This is a genomic window from Neisseria sp. P0007.S010 (genome assembly GCF_051962875.1).
GTDB classification, from domain to species: domain Bacteria; phylum Pseudomonadota; class Gammaproteobacteria; order Burkholderiales; family Neisseriaceae; genus Neisseria; species Neisseria subflava_A.
In genome coordinates this window covers 1-647 of the sequence record NZ_JBQCUX010000030.1, presented here as the reverse complement: position 1 = coordinate 647, position 647 = coordinate 1, and the positions used below count along the sequence as shown (strand labels likewise).

The window sequence follows — 647 nt, the reverse complement described above, 5'->3', positions numbered from 1 at the left end:
GAGAAAGCATCCGCCGCCGTCATTGACGCCACCATTATTCAGACCGCCGGCAGCAAACAGCGCCAGGCCATAGAAGTCGATGACGAAGGACAAGTCAGCGGCCAAACCACACCGAGTAAGGACAAAGATGCCCGTTGGACAAAGAAAAACGGCCTCTACAAACTCGGTTACAAACAACATACCCGTACCGATGCGGAAGGCTATATCGAGAAACTGCACATTACTCCCGCCAATACCCATGAGTGCAACCACCTGTCGCCTTTGCTGGAAGGTATAGCCGAAGATACGACCGTCTATGCCGACAAAGGCTATGACAGCGCGGAAAACCGGCAACATCTGGAAGAGCATCAGTTGTTAGACGGCATTATGCGCAAAGCACACCGCAACCGTCCGCTGACGGAAGCGCAAACCAAACGCAACCGATATTTGTCGAAAACCCGTTATGTGGTCGAACAAAGCTTCGGTACGCTGCACCGTAAATTCCGCTACGCCCGGACAGCCTATTTTGGTCTGCTCAAAGTAAGTGCGCAAAGCCATCTGAAGGCGATGTGTTTGAACCTGTTGAAAGCGGCTAACAGGCTAAGTGCGCCTGCTGCCGCCTAAAAGGCGGCCGGATGCCTGATTATCGGGTGTCCGGGGAGGATTAA

Annotated in this window: 1 protein-coding gene; it reads left to right on the top strand. The window is 53.2% G+C overall.

The features are described 5' to 3' along the window. Window positions 1-603, top strand: a 603-nt coding sequence (locus ACTHR7_RS10760) for an IS5 family transposase (protein WP_440370802.1), incomplete at its 5' end; no start/stop codon positions are given. Window positions 604-647 lie beyond the last annotated feature (44 nt).